General features: G+C 45.6%; 19 protein-coding genes. 16 read left to right on the top strand and 3 right to left on the bottom strand.

Annotation, left to right across the window (positions count from 1 at the left end; genetic code table 11):
- Window positions 1–131: 131 nt before the first annotated feature.
- The 4 genes from murA to ftsZ all read left to right on the top strand — a co-directional run bounded on the left by murA (window position 132) and on the right by ftsZ (window position 3783).
- Window positions 132–1394 carry a UDP-N-acetylglucosamine 1-carboxyvinyltransferase gene (gene murA, locus LPY66_RS06450; RefSeq protein WP_337987272.1) on the top strand — a complete coding sequence of 421 codons (1263 nt, stop codon included), beginning with the start codon at window positions 132–134 and terminating at the stop codon, window positions 1392–1394.
- Between the two features lie 95 nt (window positions 1395–1489).
- Window positions 1490–2215 (top strand): cell division protein FtsQ/DivIB, encoded by a 726-nt coding sequence (locus tag LPY66_RS06455; protein WP_337987273.1) that lies wholly within the window; start codon window positions 1490–1492, stop codon window positions 2213–2215.
- 17 nt (window positions 2216–2232) lie between these two features.
- Window positions 2233–2577: a small basic family protein gene (locus LPY66_RS06460; RefSeq protein WP_337988039.1), complete on the top strand. Its 345-nt coding sequence runs from the start codon at window positions 2233–2235 to the stop codon at window positions 2575–2577.
- A 138-nt stretch (window positions 2578–2715) separates the two neighbouring features.
- Window positions 2716–3783 carry a cell division protein FtsZ gene (gene ftsZ / locus LPY66_RS06465; RefSeq protein ID WP_337987274.1) on the top strand — a complete coding sequence of 356 codons (1068 nt, stop codon included), beginning with the start codon at window positions 2716–2718 and terminating at the stop codon, window positions 3781–3783.
- Window positions 3784–3943: 160 nt separating this feature from the next.
- On the opposite strand, the gene LPY66_RS06470 is transcribed toward ftsZ, so the two are convergent.
- Entirely contained in the window at window positions 3944–4240 is a 297-nt protein-coding gene (locus LPY66_RS06470; RefSeq protein ID WP_337987275.1) for an alpha/beta-type small acid-soluble spore protein, read from the bottom strand.
- Between the two features lie 286 nt (window positions 4241–4526).
- On the opposite strand from LPY66_RS06470, the gene LPY66_RS06475 reads away from it, so the two are divergent.
- The 10 genes from LPY66_RS06475 (at window position 4527) to LPY66_RS06520 (ending at window position 17383) form a co-directional block, all read left to right on the top strand.
- Window positions 4527–5612, top strand: coding sequence for an NAD(P)H-dependent flavin oxidoreductase (locus LPY66_RS06475; RefSeq protein ID WP_337988040.1), 1086 nt, complete (start codon window positions 4527–4529; stop codon window positions 5610–5612).
- Window positions 5613–6243: 631 nt separating this feature from the next.
- Window positions 6244–7326, top strand: a complete 1083-nt coding sequence (locus LPY66_RS06480; protein ID WP_337987276.1) for an FAD-binding protein — start codon at window positions 6244–6246, stop codon at window positions 7324–7326.
- A 104-nt stretch (window positions 7327–7430) separates the two neighbouring features.
- Window positions 7431–8111 carry a C40 family peptidase gene (locus LPY66_RS06485; RefSeq protein WP_337988041.1) on the top strand — a complete coding sequence of 227 codons (681 nt, stop codon included), beginning with the start codon at window positions 7431–7433 and terminating at the stop codon, window positions 8109–8111.
- 162 nt (window positions 8112–8273) lie between these two features.
- Window positions 8274–9860, top strand: coding sequence for a phosphoglycerate dehydrogenase (serA, locus tag LPY66_RS06490; RefSeq protein ID WP_337987277.1), 1587 nt, complete (start codon window positions 8274–8276; stop codon window positions 9858–9860).
- Window positions 9861–9972: 112 nt separating this feature from the next.
- Window positions 9973–10815 carry a TIM barrel protein gene (locus LPY66_RS06495; protein ID WP_337987278.1) on the top strand — a complete coding sequence of 281 codons (843 nt, stop codon included), beginning with the start codon at window positions 9973–9975 and terminating at the stop codon, window positions 10813–10815.
- A 370-nt stretch (window positions 10816–11185) separates the two neighbouring features.
- Entirely contained in the window at window positions 11186–13453 is a 2268-nt protein-coding gene (locus LPY66_RS06500; RefSeq protein ID WP_337987279.1) for a molybdopterin-dependent oxidoreductase, read from the top strand.
- Between the two features lie 18 nt (window positions 13454–13471).
- Window positions 13472–13810 carry an oxidoreductase gene (locus LPY66_RS06505; protein WP_337987280.1) on the top strand — a complete coding sequence of 113 codons (339 nt, stop codon included), beginning with the start codon at window positions 13472–13474 and terminating at the stop codon, window positions 13808–13810.
- A gap of 21 nt (window positions 13811–13831) precedes the next feature.
- Window positions 13832–14812 (top strand): uroporphyrinogen decarboxylase family protein, encoded by a 981-nt coding sequence (locus LPY66_RS06510; protein WP_337987281.1) that lies wholly within the window; start codon window positions 13832–13834, stop codon window positions 14810–14812.
- A 79-nt stretch (window positions 14813–14891) separates the two neighbouring features.
- Window positions 14892–16088, top strand: coding sequence for an MFS transporter (locus LPY66_RS06515; protein WP_337987282.1), 1197 nt, complete (start codon window positions 14892–14894; stop codon window positions 16086–16088).
- A 92-nt stretch (window positions 16089–16180) separates the two neighbouring features.
- Entirely contained in the window at window positions 16181–17383 is a 1203-nt protein-coding gene (locus tag LPY66_RS06520) for an MFS transporter (protein WP_337987283.1), read from the top strand.
- Here the strand turns inward: LPY66_RS06520 and LPY66_RS06525 are convergent.
- Both LPY66_RS06525 and LPY66_RS06530 read right to left on the bottom strand, forming a co-directional pair.
- On the bottom strand, window positions 17380–19401 hold the full coding sequence (locus LPY66_RS06525) for a sigma-54-dependent Fis family transcriptional regulator (protein WP_337987284.1): 2022 nt from the start codon (window positions 19399–19401) through the stop codon (window positions 17380–17382). The genes LPY66_RS06520 and LPY66_RS06525 overlap by 4 nt on opposite strands.
- A complete protein-coding gene (locus LPY66_RS06530) occupies window positions 19385–20950 on the bottom strand; it encodes a PucR family transcriptional regulator (protein ID WP_337987285.1) in 1566 nt (521 codons plus the stop codon). Before LPY66_RS06530 ends, LPY66_RS06525 begins: the two co-directional genes overlap by 17 nt.
- A gap of 143 nt (window positions 20951–21093) precedes the next feature.
- Between LPY66_RS06530 and LPY66_RS06535 the strand changes: the two genes are divergently transcribed.
- Both LPY66_RS06535 and LPY66_RS06540 read left to right on the top strand, forming a co-directional pair.
- A complete protein-coding gene (locus LPY66_RS06535) occupies window positions 21094–22248 on the top strand; it encodes a hypothetical protein (protein ID WP_337987286.1) in 1155 nt (384 codons plus the stop codon).
- A 384-nt stretch (window positions 22249–22632) separates the two neighbouring features.
- The gene (locus LPY66_RS06540; RefSeq protein ID WP_337987287.1) at window positions 22633–22809 is read left to right on the top strand and encodes an HD domain-containing protein; all 177 of its coding nucleotides are present in this window, start codon (window positions 22633–22635) and stop codon (window positions 22807–22809) included.
- The last annotated feature ends 40 nt before the right edge of the window (window positions 22810–22849 follow it).

Raw genomic sequence — 22849 nt, forward strand, 5'->3', positions numbered from 1 at the left:
TATCCTGCGTTTGATTCTGGTATTCAGGAGGATGTATTCGAGAAATTCGGTATCTGTCTGGAGACGGAGGTCCGGATTATTCGGTAAAAAAATCAACAGAGTATAGATGGTGTTAAAAAGGGGGAGGAGACATGACGATGGATCGTTATGTCATAACCGGAAAACAGAGACTCGAGGGTACGATCCGAACGAGCGGCGCCAAGAATGCCTCTCTTCCGTTAATGGCTGCAGCTATACTTGCTGAGGGCACAACGGTTCTACAAGAGATTCCCCATCTCACGGATATCACCAGTATGGCGGATGTGCTGGTAAGTCTTGGCTGTAAAGTGACACTCGACCACAATGAATGCTCTATCGATACATCGGCTTTAAACGATTGTATTGTAGATGAAACTCTGATGCGTAAAATGCGCGCCTCGAATCTGATCTTAGGGCCGATGCTGGCAAGAAACGGCAGAGTGAAAATTTCCAGACCCGGCGGCTGTGCTATAGGAACCAGACCAATGGATCAACATATCAAGGGGTTACAGGAACTCGGCGTGACTATTGAAGAAAGACACGGATACATAGAAGCCCGGGCGGATAAAATGCGGGGAGGAGAAATCTATTTCGATATCCCCAGTGTCGGGGCAACTGAAAATCTGATGATGGCCGCCGTACTGACGGAGGGAACGACGCTGATTCGAAATGCGGCGCGAGAACCCGAAATTGTCGACCTGCAGAATCTGCTCAATAAAATGGGAGCGAAGATCCGGGGAGCGGGAACGCATGTTATACGCATTGACGGTGTTCACAAGCTCACCAGTACGGAGCATACGGTCATCCCGGACCGGATCGAAGCGGGCACACATATGGTTGCCGCCGTCATGACGGGGGGCGATATTACCGTTGAAAATATCATTCCGGAACATGTGAGCCCCATCATCGCCAAACTGCATCAGGGCGGTGCGGAGGTTACCCAAAATGGGGACAGTGTCCGTGTCAGACATAATGGGAAATTTAAAGCGGTGGATATAAAAACATTGGTATATCCCGGTTTCCCCACCGATTTGCAGCCACAATTCCTGGCGTTGCTGACCATTGCTGATGGAACAAGTATCGTGACCGAGACGATTTTTGAGAACCGGTTCCAGCATGTCGCTGAGTTAAGACGAATGGGTGCAAAAATCACAATCGAAGGCAGAACGGCGGTTATTCACGGCAGACCGAATCTTGAAGGCGCTTTTGTTGAAGCAACCGATCTTCGCGCCGGCGCAGCCTTATTTTTAGCCGCTTTGGCCGCAGAAGACGGCACGGTGCTTGAGCGGATTGATCATATCGACAGGGGATATGAAGATTTGGAAAGAAAATACAGGGAAATCGGCGCAAAATTACAAAGAGTTGTGAAACAATAGTATTGCAGAGCATTGACAAGATATTGTAAAATAGACAAAACAAGTCTGTTTTACGTGGACACTGCCGGTTTTATCCCCGGTGAAGGAGAAGAACATTGTCAAAAGCACGGTCCAATACAGTGACGATTTATCTGGCTGCGCTGCTCTGCTTGATAGCAGCCGGACTTTATCTTTTTTCTAAATCCGATTTTTTTTCAGTAAAAGAAGTAAAAATTAATGGATCTGAAAAGATAACACATGATGAAGTATTGCAGTTGCTAGGAACCGTTAAGGGTGAAAATATATTCTTGACTGACAAAAAGGCGTTGGCGATGAAAATTGAACTCCATCCCCTCGTCGACAATGCGACAGTAACTAAGAAATTACCTGCGACGATAATTGTCCAGATTCAGGAAAGACTGCCTGCAGCGTTGATTTTAAACGGTGAAGGGGTTGTTGAAGTCGACTCACAGGCAGTGATCCTCAAATTTTATGATTCCTGGCCTACGACGGATACACCGGTACTTACCGGTATTGCTGTACCAGAAACCATTGGCCCAGGTCAAAAGATCAATGATGCCAATTTGACAAAGGCACTTCAATTACTTGGACAAGCACCAAAGGATCTGCTGCCGCTGATTGGAGAACTGCATTATATATCCGATGGACAATTCAATATCTACTTGTCATCAGGCACCGAAGTTAAGTTGGGATTTGACGACGACTACACAGAGAAATTGACATTACTGAAAAAACTGCTGGACAGTAAGGATTATGATAGTGTCCAGAATAAGATCAAATACATTGATCTTACCAGCGGAAAGCCCGTTCTGGGCAGATAGCGGAGGAACCTTAAATGATTTGGCTTTCGATTTTTGGATTAATTATTGGACTATTCATAGGGTATATCAGCCCGATCGATATACCGATTGCTTATGCGAAGTATTTTTCTGTTGCCATACTGGGCGCACTGGACTCCGTTTTAGGCGGTATCCGGTCGTATCAGGAAGAACATTTTGACAGTAAGATCTTTATCAGCGGCTTTTTTGTCAATATTATTCTGGCGAGTCTATTGGCATTTACCGGGGATATCATTGGTGTCGATCTTTATTTGGCGGCGGTTGTTGCCTTTGGGACCAGGCTGTTCCAGAATATCAGTATTATCCGACGGCATATTATTAGCCGCGACCGTAAATCGCAATAAAAAATAAAATATTAGGCGTAAAAAGAGGAGTAATAGTCCTTTATCTCGAAATCATATAGCTGGTATTGTTCTTATTATCCTTTGGGATATAAGCGGATAAATGAGTGGTCAGGATTATAAGGAGAGGCAGGGGAAAAAATGCTTGAATTTGATAATAACGAAATGCAGTATGCCCGTATTAAAGTGATCGGGGTCGGCGGCGGTGGAAATAACGCTGTGAACAGGATGATATCCGTTGGTCTCAAGGGTGTTGAGTTCATCGGCATAAATACAGATGCACAGGCTCTGCAGATGTCCAGAGCAGCTGAAAAAATTCAAATCGGTGTTAAGCTGACGAAAGGCCTTGGTGCCGGGGCGAATCCGGATATAGGCCATAGCGCAGCTGAAGAAAGCCGTGATGAGATTGCCAAGGCTTTAGTGGGTGCCGATATGGTTTTTGTCGCAGCGGGTATGGGCGGCGGTACAGGGACGGGCGGAGCGCCTGTTGTTGCCGATATAGCCCGATCTCTCGGTGCACTGACAGTCGGTGTGGTTACCAGGCCTTTTTCTTTTGAAGGAAGAAAAAGAGCGATGCAGGCAGAAAGAGGGATCATCGAGCTCAGGGACAAAGTAGATACACTCATTACGATCCCGAACGACAGACTGCTGCAGATCGTTGATAAGCATACGACAATCCAAGAGGCCTTTAGTATTGCCGATGATGTCCTTTTGCAAGGGGTGCAAGGTATCTCCGACTTGATCACCATCCCCGGCCTGATTAACCTTGACTTTGCTGACGTTAAAACCATTATGTCCGATACCGGGTCGGCATTGATGGGAATTGGACAGGCTTCCGGGGAAAATAGAGCCGTGGATGCTGCACGCCGTGCTATTTCCAGTCCGTTATTGGAGACATCCATAGACGGTGCTAAGGGTGTTCTCTTAAATATTACCGGCGGGCCAAACCTGACCTTGCTTGAAGTGAATGAGGCTTCGGAAATTGTCGCCGAAGCAGCGGATCAGGAGGCGAATATTATTTTCGGTGCCGTTATTGATGAGAATCTCAAGGACGATATCCGGGTAACCGTAATCGCAACCGGCTTCGACCAACGGACGGCCTTCGTGAAGAAACCGAAAAATTCTCAGCAGGATAATACCAAAATGGACGATTACAATCCATTCAAAGACAATGTCGATATACCGAACTTTTTAAAGTTCAAAAGATAACGTTCTTCTATGACTTGGATTTCAATCTGAATATGTATCCGATATTGATAGAAAAAAAGAAAGAAGAAGGCACCCAAAGTAAGATCGGGATGCCTTCTGTCATTTTAATGCAAAACTAATCTGCAGAATGCCGAATAATTTGAGGGTTATAACGCCAGCATTATAACTTTCCACCGTTTTCAACCATACTGTTTTCTGCAAATTCAATCATTTTCCGGACCATATTCCCGCCGATTTTACCGCCGATATGGCCGCCGATTCGTCCGGCATCGCGTGAGGTGATGTCGCCGTTGTAACCATGATTCAGCTGAATTCCCAATTCATTAGCTACTTCATATTTGGTTTCATCCAAAAATTGTTCATAATCGTGAGCTCCGCTGTTAATATAGCCTAATTCTTTGGATACTTCATACTTCAACTGGTCAAGAGCGGGATTGGAATTGTTTCTTTTCCCCATCTTTTCTCACCTCATTTTTTATATTTCTTTACTTAGTTTGCGCAGCAAATGAAAAAGAATGACTTGAAATTAAATCAAAATGGGTAATTTATAGTCATTTGAAGTAATTTATAGTGATTTATAGTGATTTAAAGTGATTGAATGGATAAAAATATGTTAAACTAGGAATAGGACATTACGATTTATTTTTATACACGATTCAAAAAAATAACATGATTGTCAGCGTCGACGATGACATTTTTTATCTGTCCGGCTACTATTAGGAACCTTTCGTAAGGAGTATATGATGAAGTTATATTTTAAACCTTTGGTAATTGGAGATCTCATTGCGAAGATTCCAATCGTTCAAGGCGGTATGGGCGTCGGAGTTTCCGGTGTAGGCCTGGCTACCGCAGTGGCAAACGAGGGTGGCATCGGTGTGCTTTCGGCAGCTGCTGTCGGCTTTAAGGAGAAAGATTTTGTTACAAACAACACGGAGGCAAATATCCGAGCTCTGATTAAAGATATACAGAGTGCAAAGGAACGGTCGAAGGGGATCATCGGACTCAACATCATGGTGGCGCTATCAAACTTTGCCGATATGGCTAAAACGGCAATTAAAGAAAAAATCGACATCATCTTTGCAGGAGCAGGCTTACCATTAAATCTACCATCCTTTCTCCAGGAAGGAGATAAGACAAAACTGGTACCTATTGTGTCCTCCCGTAGAGCACTGAATATAATAGCAAAGAAATGGTATAGAAATTACAACTATATTCCGGACGCAGTCGTCGTTGAGGGGCCAAAAGCCGGTGGACACCTGGGCTTTAGCTATGAGCAACTTTCCGATCCGGCGTATTCTCTGGAGAATATTCTGGTAGATGTTGTGGAGGAAGCGAAACTGTTAGAAGAAAAATACGGCAAAACCATTCCTGTCATTGCCGGCGGCGGAGTATACGACGGCAAAGATATCCGCAGGATAATAGACCTGGGTGCAGCCAGTGTACAAATGGCAACCCGGTTTGTGGCGACGAAAGAATGTGACGCCTCCGATGAATTCAAGCAACTCTATCTAAATAGCACGAAGGAACAAATTACCATCATTAAGAGTCCTGTGGGCATGCCGGGCCGTGCAATTCGAAACGATTTTATCAGCGCAGTGGAGGCCGGAGAAAAAGTGCCATTCAGGTGCCCCGTCCATTGCATCACCCAGTGCGACTATAAGTCGAGTCCCTACTGCATTGCGCTGGCCTTAATCAGTGCCCAGAAGGGAAATATGAGAAACGGCTTTGCGTTCGCCGGCGAAAATGCCTATCGCATCGATAAAATTACGACAGTGAAAGACCTTATGACGTCACTAACAAAAGATTATAATAATACATTTGTGGAATAATCGCCGCTCCTTGTCATCCATATCCCTGTAGCATAAGATCAAGGCGGTGTTGCAAAACTACTAAAGTAGTTCGCGACATCGCCCTTTTAATATCTATTATTTAATCCAGGATCTAAAAAATATAAGTTTTATGAAAGACAAAAAACCAAAGAAGGTAGGGCTATGCAATGTACAACCGCTTTCGGCAGTTGCGCCCTCCATGGCGCAAACTGCCGCGCTGCGCAATCCGTGCTCCGCTTGTCGCTGGATGTACATTGCATAGCCTAGTCTCTGGTTTTATGTAATCGTTTATTTTTGAAGATTAGTCTGTGTTTCAAGCCGTTCTTAGCGGATGAAGCGGTTTCCCGATGCGTTCATTCTGTATCTTCGCATTAAACTTGTTCACGTTATATCCAATACACAGCAACATGAATTCATTTTTGACGTTTTTCCTGCCGCGTTACAAAATAGCATTTCGCCTTTCAATTACGTATTGACTATTATAACCTTGATGTGATTCGTAATAGACCGCGCGTTTATCAATAATTATTTATTGATAAACGATAAATATGCTGTTACAATGAATGAGCAGGCATTCTGGAAATCCTGGGAATAACTTGGATTGAAGCGAAATTACGTATGAGGTAAGCGTATGATGTATGATATTGTCATCGTAGGGGCAGGTCCTGCCGGATCTACTCTTGCCCGATTAATTGGCAGCAAATATAAGGTACTGTTGTTAGATAAACGGGATCTGGAAAATGAGAATCCCAAAAACATGGCTCAAAAATGCTGCGGAGGACTGTTGGCCCCGGATGCTCAGAAAATGATTGCCACGCTGGGCTTAGGCATCCCAAAAGACATTTTAGTTGATCCGCAGCTTTTTGCTGTAAGAACCATTGATCTGACCAATCATTTGGAAAGACTGTACCAGCGATTTTATTTTAATATGGACAGGGAAAAAATCGACAGATGGCTGGTTTCAATACTTCCTGCCGAAGTTGATAAAAAGTTTAACGCCATTTTCAAGAACTACACAGATATAAGGGGTGGATATGAAATTCACTATCGCGCTAACGGACAAGAGAGATCGGTAAAAACAAGAGTCATCGTTGGTGCTGACGGTGCTTTTTCCAGGATAAGAAGGACGATTGGCCACGATACTGCTACCTCTGCTGATGTCAGTATCCCTGAAAAGTACATTGCCATTCAGGAATGCTATGAAAGCAAGGATCAGATGCCCTATTTCACAGCAATTTTTGATGAAGAAATCACTGATTTCTACGCCTGGATAATACCCAAAGGCGCTCATATATTTGTGGGGGCAGCACTTCGGCAGGGTAACAAACCGCGGGAGAAGTACGCGATATTAAAATCAAAACTAAACAGGCAGGGCTTTCATTTTGATCACCCCCTCAAAAAGGAAGGGGCTTATATCAATAGGCCCAGGAAAGCGTCGCAGCTCTGGGTTGGAAAAGATGATATCGCCCTGGTCGGAGAAGCCGCAGGAGCGATTAGCCCCAGCTCTGCTGAAGGAATCAGCTATGCATTAAAAAGTTCTTTATATTTGGCTAGAAGTCTTGAAGAAGGGATCGATGGTTTTTTAGGTAGATATAATCAGAGAATGCGGGATATCCGGTTAAATTTGAGCATGAAAAATCTAAAATCCCCCGCCATGTATAATCGCTTTCTCAGGCAATTAGCAATGAAATCAGGACTGCAAAGTATAAAATAACCCCTTTCGATCAATTTCGGCGCGGTAGAAATAACATATTCTTTGTCCGATTAGCATAAAAAAATAAGAGACAACTTAGATAGTAAGAAAGGAGTTATTGTTTGATGAATGCTGCGCTTCCTTTGGAAGAATCTAACCAAGGGGTGATACTGCCAAGGCAGGTTATTGGTCTGACAGCCTGTATTTTAGCCGGCACAGCAACGATCCCAATGGCTCATTATCCAATTCAAGAAGTCGTTGCTTTGCCATTTGATATCCCAGGTCAGGTGAGGATCATCGATGAGGATATGAACCAAACGGTACCGCTGCCTCAGCAAACCGAAAACATCCGAATGCTGGAACAAAAAGCGGCCGCGGGCAGCTTTTCTTGTACCAATCTAAGAACACTCTCTCAAATCGAGTCCAGAAAGAATACCGCCGAAATGCAATATAATATCATCAATTCTGTCATGACCTGGGAAGGGACTGCCTATCAATGGGGTGGTCGGACACGATCAGGCGTGGATTGTTCCGCTTTAGTGCAAAATGTATTTAAGGAAAACGGAATTCAGCTGCCCAGAACGTCCTACGAGCAATTTCGGATGGGTTTGGGAATTCCTCAATCAAGATTAGAGCCCGGTGATCTAGTCTTTTTTCATACCAACGGAGCCGGTGCCAGCCATGTGGGCATCTATATCGGAGATAAACAATTCATTTCCGCTTCCAAGCATAGTGTTCAAATTTCCTCTCTGGATGAGCCGTATTGGGCGAAACATTATCGGGGAAGCAGACGCGTGATTGCCTAGTTTGGAGCGGGTATCCTTGACATAATACGGAATAATTACTATAATCGAAATGACCGAATTTTGCGTTAGGGCTATAAATATCTAGATAAAGGTACTGCCTCTCGTCTCAAATGGAGATGAGAGGTTTAGTTTATTTACATTTTTCACACGGAGGTAGATGGGATGCGGATCCTGGTAAATAACAAAGTAGCTGAAGCCGGTATAAAATTATTGCGTGAGGAACACGACGTCGATACATATTGTTCATTATCGCAACAGGAACTCATTGAAATCATTCCGCAATATGACGCCCTGTTGGTCAGAGGCGATACGATTGTCAGCAGTGAGGTCATCGAAGCGGGCAGAAACTTGAAAGTTATAGGAAGAGCGGGACTGGAAGTCGAACATATCGATATTCAAGCCGCCACGAAACAGGGCATTGTCGTGTTGAATGCGCCTCAGGGCAATAGTGCCTCCACGATCGAATATACACTGGGGATGATCTTAGCCTTATCCCGGCATATCCCACAAGCCTATGCATCCATTCAAAACGGCGCCTGGGAAAGACAACGTTTTCTCGGCAGAGAGCTCAAAGACAAGGTGCTTGGCATCATCGGACTGGGACGAATCGGCATGGGGGTAGCGAAAAGAGCGAAAGCGTTTGACATGCGCGTCATTGCCCACGACCCGTTTTTAAGTGAAGAGAAAGGCAGAGAATTGGGCATTGAACTGATTGAACTCGATGGGATTCTTCGTAAATCGGATTATCTGACCCTGCATATACCGCTAACCGTTGACACCCGGGATATGTTGAATCAGGATGCTTTTTCCAAAATGAAAACAGGCCTCCGTCTCATCAATTGCGCCCGGGGAGGCATTATTGATGAAAAAGCGTTGATTTGGGCGCTGCAGCAAGGTATAGTCGCCGGCGCCGCATTGGATGCCTTTGCTGAAGGTCCGATTGATCCAAGCAACCCATTGCTTCGAATGGAGAATGTGATATGCACGCCAAGAATCGCTTCTCGTACGCAAGAAGCTGAAAATGAAGTCGCCGTAGGAGCTGCTCGGGGTATTTTAGCTGCATTGCGCTTAGAACCGGTAGCCACATCCCTGAACATGCCCCCCGTCACTCGCGATGTGATGAACACGATCATGCCTTATTTTAACCTCATGCGTAAGATGTGTGCCTTGGCTGTGGCTTTAGCGGAGGGAAGAATAATAAATATTGATGTGCGCTACAACGGCAATATCACCACAGCCGATACCAAATTATTAACGCTGACTGCCATTCAAGGGGTCTTGAATCCGATACTGCAGGAAGACGTCAATATCGTCAACGCACCTGAAGTGGCCAAAGAGCGTGGGATTACCTTCCGCGAAATCAAGAATAAAGAATCACAAAATTTCGTTGATCTGATCAGTTTAACCGTTAAGACAGATATAACGGAACATAAGGTGGCTGGCACCCTCTTTGGAAAGAGCGATCAACGCGTCGTTGAAATCGATGACTTCCGGGTGGAAATCGATCCAACCGGATGTTTTCTGCTGATATCGCATGATGATTTCCCGGGGTTGATCGGTAAAGTTGGAACTATTCTCGGCGAGAGCAACATCAATATCACGAGTATGCAGGTCGGAAAAATTAATACATCGAGCCGAGGCGTCATGATTGTCGGGATTGATAGTGAAGCGGATGCCCCAGTGATTAACCGTTTAAAAGAGATCAAAGGGGTGCAAACCGTCGATATGATCGTATTTGAAGTAGAATAAAAACGCTCCGCAATCCGTGCTCCGCTTGACGCTGGCATTGTGCAGGCGACCTTACTCTGGGGTAATTGGAGTATCTGATTCTATATTGTCTACTAGTAGAGGAGAGACGCAAGTGGATATAAAATTTGGAACCGCGGGAGTACCCTTTTCCGCCAAGGACAGCTCGACAGAGGCCGGAATCATCCGCGTGCGGGAGTTAGGCATGGATGCCATGGAGGTCGAATTCGTTCAGGGAGTCCGTATGAAAGAAGAGAAGGCTGAACGTACAGGGAAAACCGCAGAGAGAGAACAGATCGCACTCTCTTGTCATGCACCCTATTTCATCAATCTGAACTCAAGCGAAGCGGAGAAAGTGACGGCGAGCAAATCGCGGATTATCCAAACCGCAAGGATTGGCAAGATCCTGGGAGCAACGGGAATTATTTTTCATCCGGCCTTTTATGGCGGAGAGACATCGGACAGGGTACTGGCTAAAGTGGTTGATGAATTGCAGGCTGTCAGAAGAGAACTGGATCAGGAAAATAACGACGTGATTTTGCGGCCGGAAACGACCGGGAAGCCGTCTCAATTTGGTGATTTGGCCGAAACCATTAAAATTGCCCAGGAAATTCCGGGAGTGCTACCGTGTATCGACTTCAGCCACCTCCATGCCCGATCCAATGGGGAATACAACAGCTACGATGAATTCTGCCGAATCCTGGAGCAGACGGCGGAGGGACTCGGTGACCGTTGGGTAGCCAACGCCCATTTTCATATCTCCGGCATCGATTACGGTCCCAAGGGCGAAAAGAAACATCTTGTCTTACTGGAGGCCGATCTCCGGTATAAGGAACTCATGCAGGCGCTGCTTTCTTTTGGCATTAAAGGGACGGTTATTTGTGAGAGCCCCAATTTGGAAGAAGACGCCCTTCGCTTGCAGGAGGCTTACAAAGAACTAATCGGCGCTCCGGCTTAACAACTTTGAGCATTATACATTATATGCTGTAACAGAGTTCGCCTGTCATAGCTCATTGGCTATCTTTAAATGGAAAACAAAGAGGCCGGTTGCACCTGGTATTAGAAACCATGTGCAACCGGCCTCTTTGTTTATAAATTATAGACGCAAAATAGTTTATTTGTAGTTTTTTGTTTTTGGATTTCGCAACAGGAAATGGATTTCGTACTGTGAAATGGATAAAGCCTGAAGAGTGTCTGTGCTATCAGCAAAAACACTGGATTCAGGCTTTATTTTATTTAATCACGCCTTGGCATAGAATTTGCAAATATCATTGGCGAGGATTATTCCTCGAATAATAAATTGCAGAAAATGAATTGGAGGGAATGCAATGCCACAATTGCATTGGAATGAAAATGCTGCTCCTGCTGTTACCGAACTGGCAGACGGTACAAAAATCTATCGCACCTGCGCTTGGTCGCCTCCAGGCTGCCACGGTGTCGGCTGCGGTCTGCGTGTTTTTGTTAAAGACGGCGAAATTGACAAAATCGAAGGCGATCCGGATCATCCCATTACTAAAGGTCGTCTCTGCGTGCGCTGTCTAACCATGAAAGAATACTTCTACCATCCCGACCGGATCCGTTATCCGATGAAGCGTGTCGGGCAGCGCGGCGAAAACAAATGGGAACGCATCACCTGGGATGAAGCCTATGACATGATCGTGGAAAAGTACAATTATTGCAAAGATAACTGGGGAAAGAATTCCTGGGCCGTCTTTAACGGGACCGGCCGGGAAGGCGGACGCTACCATTATGCCTTCGCCATCGAAGTGTTTAACACCAATACAGTTGTCCAGGACATCAGCGGTTGGTCCTGTATCATTCCGCGGATGGCCGCCATGTCCTGGTTTATCGGCAGTGCCTATATCGAGTTTGATAATGCCATCGGTTTGCCCTTGCGCTACGATGACCCCAACTGGGAATGCCCGAAATATATGCTGATGTGGGGACGGGATCCGCTCCGCTCCAATCCGGACGGTTTATGGGGACACTCCCTGATCGAAATGATGAAACGCGGTATGAAGCTGATCACCGTGGATCCGCGGGCCAATTGGCTGGCCACACGTTCGGAGCACCATCTGCAGCTGAGACCTGGTACCGATGGCGCTTTAGCCTTGGCCTTGCTGCATGCGGTCGTCAGAACCGGAAAATATGACAAGGCATTTGTCGACAAATGGTGTATCGGCTTTGACGAGCTGGCGGAGAGAGCCGCCCAGTACACACCGGAAGCGGTGGAAGCTATCACCGGCGTGCCGGCCGCAGATGTCTATGCCGCTGCCGAATGCCTGATCCAAAAACCGGCGACTCTTAGTATGGGTCTTGCTGTTGACCAGAACCCCAACAGCATTCAAATCGGGCATACGCTTTTGTCTATCTTTGCTATCACCGGTAACTTGGATATTCCGGGTGGATTATTCTTAGGACAGCCTTTGCGTGCTTTTGAAGGGCTGCAAGGAGAAGAAAACACGAATCCCTACGCACCGGTCCTGGAACCGGCTGAAGGCATCGGCCATAAGGAATTTCCGGCTCTGCCGATGGTCGTTAATACACCCCATCCGGATGTCATGTTGGAAGCCATCGAAACAGGCGAGCCTTACCCCATTAAAGGTGCTTATTTCATCACCCATAATCTTCTCTCTTGCATGACGGCCCAACCCAAACGTTGGTACGAAGCCATGCGCAAGATGGAATTCATTGTGATCAGCGATCTGTTTATGACACCGACGATTATGGGCTTAGCCGACCTCGTCCTGCCGGTTTCCACTTCGCTGGAGCGGGAAGGAATCGTTATCAATAACATGGCATCCCAGCCCGGGCAGTTCGGAGCGCTGGTGAAAGTGATCGACAATCATGGCGAGACCAAAAGCGACCTGGAAATCATGCTGGATTTGTACCATCGCCTGCATCCGGAAAGTACCAACCCCAAATGGAAAGATACCGACAGCTATCTGACGGCGGATATGGCGCCCATTGACGGGGTCGACATGACCTTCCCCCAATTGAAAGAACATGTCATCTGCCAATATGAGCTGGATTATCTGAAATATGAAAAAGGCTTGCTGCGAGATGATGGGGAACCGGGCTTCAATACGCCTACCGGAAAAATTGAATTAAGCAGCACGATGCTCGCTTCCGTAGGTGAAGATCCGCTGCCGTATTATCAGGAACCAAAGTTTAGTGGGATATCCCGACCGGATATGGCCAAGGATTATCCGCTGATCATGACCACCGGAGCTAGACAATTCACATCTTTCCATTCTGAACACCGTCAGATCAAGACCTTAAGAGAAATCCATCCCTGGCCGACCATGGAAATCAATCCACAGACGGCTGCGGAAAAAGGCATTACAGAAGGCTCTTGGGTAACTATCGAAAACCCCTGGGGCAAAGCGAAAGCGGTGGCCCATCTGACACCAATCGTCAAGGAAGATGTTATCAGCGTGGATCACGGCTGGTGGTTTCCGGAAAAAGGCGGCGATGACATGTTCGGTATTTGGGATTCGAATCTAAACAATATGGTCCCGCACAAAGAAGTCGGAAAACTGGGTTTTGGTACCCATTACAAAAGCCTGCCCTGTAACATTTACAGAGCGGAATAAGGAAGGGAGGATACAAGAATGGCACAATATGGTCTGATGATCGACAACGAATACTGCACCGGCTGCCACAGCTGCGAAGTGGCCTGCAAAAACGAACACAACCTGCCGCTGGGACAGTGGGGGATCAAGGTCCTTGAGCTGGGGCCTTGGAAACTGATGGACGGCAAACACTGGGAATACCGTTATGTTCCGGTTCCGACCTCTTATTGCGATCTGTGTAAAGACAGGGTAGCCGAGGGTGGGAAACCAAACTGTGCACTGCACTGTCTGGCCAGCGCCATCGAATACGGTACGCTGGAAGAGCTGGCGGCCAAAATGGAAGCCAAAGGGAAAATGGCATCCATCTTTATTCCTTAATTATATGAAAGGCGGAGAAGTATGTTAACGAAAAGACAAAACCTATGGGAAACGATTAGAGGCGGAAATCCGGATCGTTTTGTCAATCAGTATGAGTACCTGAATCTCATTCTGGAAGCCCCGACATTCACCTTCATGCCGGAAATAGACAAACTGACCAAAGACGGCTGGGGAGTAACCTGGTCCTGGCCGAAAGACCAGATCGGCGCTTTCCCGCTGCATGATCCGGAGCATAAAGTATTAAAGGATGTTACCGAGTGGAAGAAATATGTCAAAGCACCTGTTGTTCCCACCTCAGATGAGGCATGGGCCCCGTCGGTGGCCCATGCCAGGTCAATCAATCGCAACGAGGAATTTGTTGCCGCCTTCTACGGCCCCGGTGTGCTGGATATGACCCACATGCTGATGGGCATGGAAGATGCACTCATGGCTTTATATGAAGAACCTGAGGCTATGCATGAGTTGATCGATTATATTACGGAACACGAGTTGAAATGCGCCAGAATGCTGGTGGACAGACTGCAGCCGGATGCGCTTCTCCATCACGATGATTGGGGCAGTCAGATCAATTCTTTTCTTTCTCCTGCTATGTTTGAAGAATTTTTCTTGCCGGCCTATAAAAAAATCTACGGTTTTTATAAAGATAACGGGGTTGAACTGATTGTCCACCATAGCGATTCTTACGCCGCCAATCTCGTGCCAATGATGATTGAAATGGGCATGGATATCTGGCAAGGTGTGATGAAGACGAACAATATTCCTGAACTTATCAAGCAATACGGCGGAAAAATATCCTTTATGGGAGGGCTTCACAGCGGTGAAATCGACTTCCCGGACTGGACTCCGGAAAACTGTGCCAAACATGTGGAAGAGGCTTGCAGAACGTATGGCAAGTACTACTTTATTCCCTGTCTGACGGCGGGTCTACCGCTGAACGCGTTTCCCGGCGTGTACGACGCTGTGACTAATGAGATTAACAAAATAAGCAAAGTGTTATTTTAAAGCCGGCGCACTAATTAAATATGAGTGATTCGAGACATTACAGTAAGACAAAACGACAATAGATGAGGAAGTGTTAACTATGAATAATAAGGGCTTGGCCTTAAAGGCGGTCATCTTATTAAGCTATACCTATACCATGATGGCGACAACGTTTATCATCCCGATCATGGGAAATTTAGTCCAAGTATTTCCCGATGCCGGGACCAAAATCAGTATGTTGATTTCCCTCCCTTCCTTGATTATGATTCCCGCCATTCTTTTGTCCGGTTATTTAAGCAAATACATCAGCAAAAAAACTATTTTGATTATCGGGTCTGTCCTTTATATCATTGGCGGGCTTGGCGGCGGCTTCTACGATAATATTGATTTTATCCTGGTGATGCGTGCCATCGGGGGCTTGGGAACCGGCCTCGTCTTTCCGCTTGTTCCAGCTTTGATAGCCCAACTCTATCATGGCAACCAGGTTCCACAAATGATTGGCTGGGGGAATGCCACCGGCAGTATTTGCTCCATGATATTTGCTACGGTCACCGGCTACCTTGCTGTCTTAAACTGGCATAATGCTTTTTATCTTTATGCGATTTACATTCTTTTGCTCATCGCACAGATCATCATACTGCCGAAAGTACCGCCTGAAAAACAGGATGTTAATGTGCTCCAAGCTAAAGAAAAATCGAAATTGAACTGGCTTGCTTATATCTATGTGCTGGCAACCTTTGTTTATATGGTGATTTCCATGGTGTATATCGTCAGGGTCTCTGTGTTTATCGCCCAGGAGAACATTGGTAATTCTGCGCAAGCCGGGATGGCCTCTTCGGTTGTTTCTGTATCAGCTCTGATTATCACACTGATTTTTGCCCAGATATATAAGGCTTTTCAACGGTATACCTTTATTATTGGGTTTGCTGCCACCGCGCTGTGTTTTATCCTTTTAGGCATTTCTAAAACGTTTTCCACGATTGCAATCGCTTCTGTTTTCATGGGAATCTCTTTAGGGCTGGTACTGCCTTATTTGATGACCAACATTACCAAGATCCTGCCCAAAGCAGCCCGCACAACCGGTGTGTCGTTTATCAGTACGTCCATGTATATCGGCCAGTTCTTAGCTGCTTATTTTGTAGCTTTCCTGGAAAGTATGACAGGCTCCACCAGAACGTCATTCACTGTCTCGGGAGTTATCCTCGTCATCATTGCGGTCATCTCCGTTGTTTTTATCCTGGCCACAAAAAAACAATTCAGCACGTTGTATGTTGCTGATGATTCTGTGAACAGTTAATAAAACGTACGTTTTAACAAAATAATCACCATCATAAAACCCCCGACAGCGTTAAGGGCTGCGGGGGTTTGTCGAAAGGAATGATTCTTCTTATGAGTGAACCTGCTCAAGCGGGTACGAAGCGTATTTTGTTGAAGCTATCACTATTGTTCAGCAGTGTTGACGGTATGGTTGCCAGCGCACTTATGGTGCCGCTGTTGGGAAGTATCTTGACGGAATATCCCGATACTTCTCCAGAACTGTTAAATCAAACCATATCGCTGCCTGCACTAGTGATGATACCGACGATTCTGCTTACCGGTTATTTATCCAAATTTATAAGCAAGAAGTATTTATTGATGTTTGGCAGTGCTGTCTTTATTGCCTCCGGATTCGGGAGCATGTATTCTCCCAGCGTTGAAGCGCTGGTCGTTTTCAGGGCGTGTGAGGGAATCGGGATGGGGATCGTTTATCCTCTGGCGCCGGCCATCATAGCCCATCTGTTTTTCGGTGAAGAAAGGGCAAAACTCATTGGCTGGACAAATGCCGTCGGCGGCATCTTTTCCTTTTTTCTCAGCATCACGGCCGGGTACATCGCTCTGGTGAATTGGCGGTATGCGTTTTATTTCTACCTTATCTTTGTTATCGTGATCATCATGCAAGGGTTTTTACTTCCTGCTTTCCAGCCTGAGAAAAAGGATAAAGAAATCATAGGTGACTCCGGTTTATTCGACATAAAAGCCCGGATGGGACTGCCGGTCTATCTGACCGCCAGTGCCATGCTGATTTATTGTACGGTGGGTATGGTCATCCTTTACAACCTAGCGGTATTTGTCACTACGGAAGGTCTGGGCAATTCAGCTCAAATCGGACTGGCCACGTCATTTAACACATTTGCCTCGATCATATTCAGTTTTTTCTTTGGCTATATTTTAAAATTTTTAAAAAGATACCATACGGTTCTCGGACTTATCTTATTTGCTTGTTCCTATTTTACCTTCAGCATAGCCAATACGATGACCCTGATCTACGCCGCCAGTCTCTTGACCGGAGCTTCTCTAGGCTGTATTTTCCCATATCTGTTAACACGGGCTTCCCAGGTTGCTCCCAAAGCGGAGAAGACGATGGCGGTTACCCTGCTGAGCATGGCGATCTATTTAGGCCAATTTTTGTCTGGGTATTTTGCTGCCTGGATCAGTGGACTGGCCGGATCACATCGGCAGTTATTTTTGGTTGAGGGAATCCTATTCCTGGTGTTTGCTGCGTTTGCCGCCCTCTACATCAGACTCACCCAGAAGTACGAAAGTAACTTTTAGTACTCTATCCCATATTCTTTAAATCGCTTGTACAGGGTCGTGCGTCCGATGCCCAGTAGTTTGGCAGCGTGTGCCGTGTCATTTTTTGCAATGTTCATGGCTCGGATAATCGCTTCTTTTTCCAATTGGGTGAGGGACAGTATCTCACTGGTTTTTTCCTGGTGGTGATCGGTCTGGGTAATTTCCAATGGCAGATCGTTAACGGTGATGTTTTCCGCATTACACATATAAACAGCATGAACAACTGCATTTTCCAGTTGTCTGGCGTTCCCGGGCCATGGATAGGCGCTGATCACCTCGCGGGCGTCAGCAGCGATTGCAGGCGGTTTTTTTCCGATTCTGCGACAGGTCATTTCCACAAAATACTGCGCCAGCAGGAACGCGTCATTATCTCTTTCCCGAAGTGGCGGGATAGTAATTTTAAAAACAGCTAAACGGAAGTATAAGTCTTCTCTGAACAGGCGATTCTTGATTGATTCGGAGAGATCCTTATTCGTCGCGGCGATGATCCGGGCATTGACAGGAATAAATTTGGTCCCCCCGATCCGCATCATTTGTCTTTCTTCCAAAACACGCAGCAGGACAGGTTGGATCTCCAGCGGCATATCCCCGATTTCATCTAAAAAAAGCGTGCCGCCGTTAGCCAGCTCAAATTTGCCGGGGCGGCCTTTTTTATCTGCGCCGGTAAAAGCACCGGCTTCATAGCCGAATAGTTCGCTCTCAATCAAATTACGGGGCATTGAGGCACAGTTAATCGCCATAAAGGGACCGTCGGGACAATAAACGTTGTGGATGGCCTGGGCGAACAATTCTTTACCCGTACCGCTTTCCCCGATCAGCAAGACATTGGAATTGGTGGCTGCAATCTGTTGCGCAAAGTTTTTTGTTTGCTGCAGTTTCCTGCTTTCGCCCCGAATATCGCTGAATGTATAGTAAGCCTTCATGCCACCGCGCTTACCGATCAGTTTATCCAAGCGCGACGATTGGGTCATATAAATAACGGAACCTTGCTTTTCTGTCTTTGTGTCATTCCATATTTTATCAATGCTGATAATATACTTTTTCTCCTGAGATTCCGGACCAATTGCTAATTCCAAATCGTGAACATTCGTATCATTCAATAAGGCATCTCTGAGGTTGGGATCCGGTCCAAAATACCGGGCATAATCCTGTCCCATATGGGGGCCTTCACTTAAGCCCAGCATATCCATCGCTTTTTTACTCATATGGGTGATGAGGCCGCTTCTGTCCAGAGTGACAAAGCCCTGTTCGGCAACGGATAACGAATTTTCGAGGGTTTTGTAAGCCGCTTCGAGCTGCACGCTTTTGATTTTCAGTTCAAGCTGGCTGGTGATCGCTTCAGCCAGCGAAGTGACCCATCCCAGCGTGTGGGCAAAGATTTTCTGAGACTTACTGATGTCTGCGTAGCTCTGAATGATCCCCAGGGTACCGATGACTTCGCCTTCCTGGTTAAAAATAGGCGCGGCCGAGGCGATAAAGTTTTCGGCTATCGCCAGATAGTTGTTGGGGCCGATTACTTGGACGGGAATCTTATGGATGAGTGCCAGACAATGGCCGTTGGTACCGATATATTCTTCACCGGCGGAGGTATACGGCATCTTTTTTTGAAATTGGGTGAGGGACTCAAGGTCATTTTCATCGCCTGCACTGTATAACAAAAATCCGGAATTATCAGTTAAGGATAAAACATAATTGGATATAGTGAGAAAGGGCATGAATTTCTGGATAAATGGCACGGAACATTGGATCAAAAGCGCATTACTTTCCAATATGTGTGTGATCTCTTTTTGGTCCGGGACCTCCTGCTTCTTTATTTCATAGGGGCTGACACCGTAGTTCTTTGATCGGATCCATGATTCGGCCACTTCAGGGATAATATCCGGATTACTGCGAGGATCTACGTTTTCTTCAATAAAACGCCGTTTTGCCTGTGAAATTCTCTTCCACGTGTCTGGGTTATAATCGTAATTCATAATGACGTTATGATTTGTTGCCAATCTGAGAACCTCCATTCTTGGCGACATCAACCATGGCATATAACTGAAATGAGATGGCGATATAAAGTTGTTCCGCCCAGTTATCCAGGTCGACGCCGGTGAGCTCGGCGATTCGTTCCATTCTCTTGAGAAACGAACTGCGGGCAATATAAAGGGATTTTGCGGCTGCTGTTGCATTGTAGTGTTTGTCCATATATTCATATAAGGTCTGATAGTAGCGGGTGTTATAAGATCGGTCATATTGCCGTAATACGACTAAAACCTGACTGCATACCTGATCGGGATCAAACCGGCCCAGACCGTTTTTAAGCAAATAATCCAAGGCAACATCGTTAAATTTAAAATACCAATAGGTGGGGTTTTTGATTCTGCCTAATTCAAACGCAATATTTGTTTGGTGGTAAGCCGCCCGGAGGTCCAGAAAATCAGTAAATTTTCTGCTGATTCCCGCAATCAATAGGCTATCTCTCAAAAAAACCACCATTTCCTGAAAAAAATCTTTCCTCATGATCCGGGTGTATTTGGAAATATTCAAGAGCATCAGGATATAAGAATTATTCTCTAAACAACAGGTTCCCGGCCATCGATGCTCCAGCTGCGGACTAATATAATCGGCATAGATCGTGTTATCTGCGTTAAAATTTGTACGGAATTGAATTAAATAATAGGTGTCATCGTTTTGGTGATCATTCGCAGCTAATAATTCTTTTAATTTATTAAATTGCGCATCATTGTCGTAGATAATCCCAGAAATCGTTTTTTTAAGCAGCTTTAAAGAATATTCATCCTTAATAAAAGAGCCGCATCGCGAATACAGTAATTCCGCGTATTCGGCAATCGTGGCAAGAAGGCAACGGTAATAAGCATTCTTTTCCTCATCGGACGAATAGGGAATGCCAAGACGCCCGATATATTTCTCCTTGAAGTAAATATTTTTGTGCAGAAAATGTGCTTCACCGGAATATTGAAAGACATCTTTCGTTGATTCCAGTTTTTTGAAATCGGGCATGGCCATCAGATTCTGGGCACCTTCAAGGGGGATCACTCCATTCGCTGCATTCAGAGTATCTTCATATTTGCCTCCGGCGGCAAGATTTTTAGAATACCCCAAAAAACGGAACTGCGTATTCATCAGGAACAGAGGATCCTCCAGGATACAGTCGCAGCAGTTAATCAACTCCGATACCGCAGCAAATTGATTGATCACCATGTTAATCTGATTTTCCCACGAATCAAATACGGCAAAAATCTTTAATAGAGCATTGAAAACGCGTGTGATTGGAACGAAATCATTGATAATGAGAATATTATTGCCTGAATTCAAAAAGGTTTTAGACTGGTCTTTATGACAGACAAAAACAACATCCTCATATCTCCGGACAATTTGTAGATTACAGGATTTATCGAGTACAACGATATGACCGGATATGTCGATCTTTTCATCATAAAAAAGAGGCATGTCCACTTTGATATCATGCGTGAATATCCTGTAATCACAGCTAAAATCTTTGGATAGGTGATACTTAATGATGAGCCCGTCTAATAACATGACACCCTCGTTCCGGTTCTGCTTTATCGCACTACATATTGTACACTCCCCCTCGCTAAATTTCAAATAAATTGACGTATTACTGAGTTTGATTATTCAGGCTATACTGAAATTACATATAGTTATAGAAGGGGAGTAACAAGATGAGCAGAGCGAAATACGATCCTGTGAAAGAACATGAGGTCATCGGTGTGTATCCGGGAATCAAAGGGTTCTCAATTGGATTTGCTCAGGGTGGCGTACCGGAAAGTCCACGATTTTATCGCCCAATCGAAACGCGCGAGAATTTTAAAATGTTGTTCCGGGGTGAAACCCCTTACTGGATTCCGGAGTGCGGATGGATACTCTGTGATGTCCAGGAATTCAGGCCGAGGCAGCATCCGGATAACCTGGCTAACCACCAATTGCTTGACGGCGGGGAAGAAGTTGATTTTAAACAAATCGGCAACGTGATTACAGGGTGGTTTGACTTGGAATATCAATGGGAAAGCTTGTCTGGTGGAGCGACGGTAAGACCGGGCCTGATTAAAGTTCCGGATATTACAAAGTGGGAAGATTATATTACCATGCCTGATCTTGACGCCATGGACTGGAAGGCGATCGCCAAAGATAATACAGTCTTTTTGGGCACCGATAAAGTCAATCAATTGGGCATCCAGTTCGGTTTCTGGGAAAGGCTCATGAATATTATGGGGGTAGCTGAGGCTGCCATTGCACTGATTGACGAGGACCAAAAGGACGGGGTTCACCGCTTTTTTGACCGGTTGGCCGATCTTTATAGTGACTATATCCGCAGAATTTGCGCCTGTTGCCCCATAGACAGTGTTTTCATGCATGATGACTGGGGGCACCAGACCGGACCGTTTTTCTCGCTGGCCGTTTGTCGGGAAATGATTGTACCCTATATGAAGCGGGTGATCGATGTCTGTCATGACCTGGGACTGGTATTCGAACATCACAGCTGCGGCAAAGCCGAGGCCCTGGTGCCGGCAATGATTGAAGAAGGTGACGACCTCTGGTTTCCCCAGCCAACGCTCAATGACGTTGACGGCATGCTGGAAAAGTATAACGGTGCGTCTATTGCCTTTGCCGTTGTGAACCCGGTGTTGACGTCCGAGATGTCGGAGGAGGAAGTCCGTAAGCTGGCCCGGGAATGGGTCGACAAATATAAGGGAAAAAGAGCTCTTTTAACACAGAATATCTACTTCCCGGAAAAGTCTGATCCTACGAAATACCCAATCTTTAAGGACGAGGTATACGCTTACAGCCGGATGGCTTATCAGGATGCAGATCAATAAAGAGTGATATCTCCGGTGAAAGGAAAAAGAAATGAACAATACGACAGCAGGTATATTGCCTCTGCTGTCGTATTTTTATCTCCGATATTATTGATATGACAAAAAAACAATAATAATTAGTCGGCACAACAATTTTCGAATCAGCTTTCTCTAATGGGATAACATGTAATCAAAAAATATCCAATACCAAACTTCTCTGATAATAATTGTGGCTGAGATCTGTGAAGAAAATACCAAACAATTCCGATATATGGTATAGTTATTGCGGTTAATTTCGATGAAGTGAATGAACATTTGTAATGAGAGTTAACCGGAGGTCAGCCTAAATGAAAGCGGAGTTTTACGAGTGTATTAACGCAGGATCGTAAGACCATCGACCTGATCATGAATACATTATTTGAAAAAAGTGACAGAGAGATGCTGCATTCCAAACGGGTCAGTGCCATATGCGGTGATATTGCCGTGACAATGGGTTTTGATGAGGACGATGTGAAGCAGATTCGCTTAGCCGGACTGATGCATGATATCGGAAAAATAGATATTGACAATCATTATCAATAACGATAAAATATAACTAAATACCACGTGATTATTTAATTGA

This window comes from Dehalobacter sp. DCM, from assembly GCF_024972775.1.
Lineage (GTDB): Bacteria > Bacillota > Desulfitobacteriia > Desulfitobacteriales > Syntrophobotulaceae > Dehalobacter.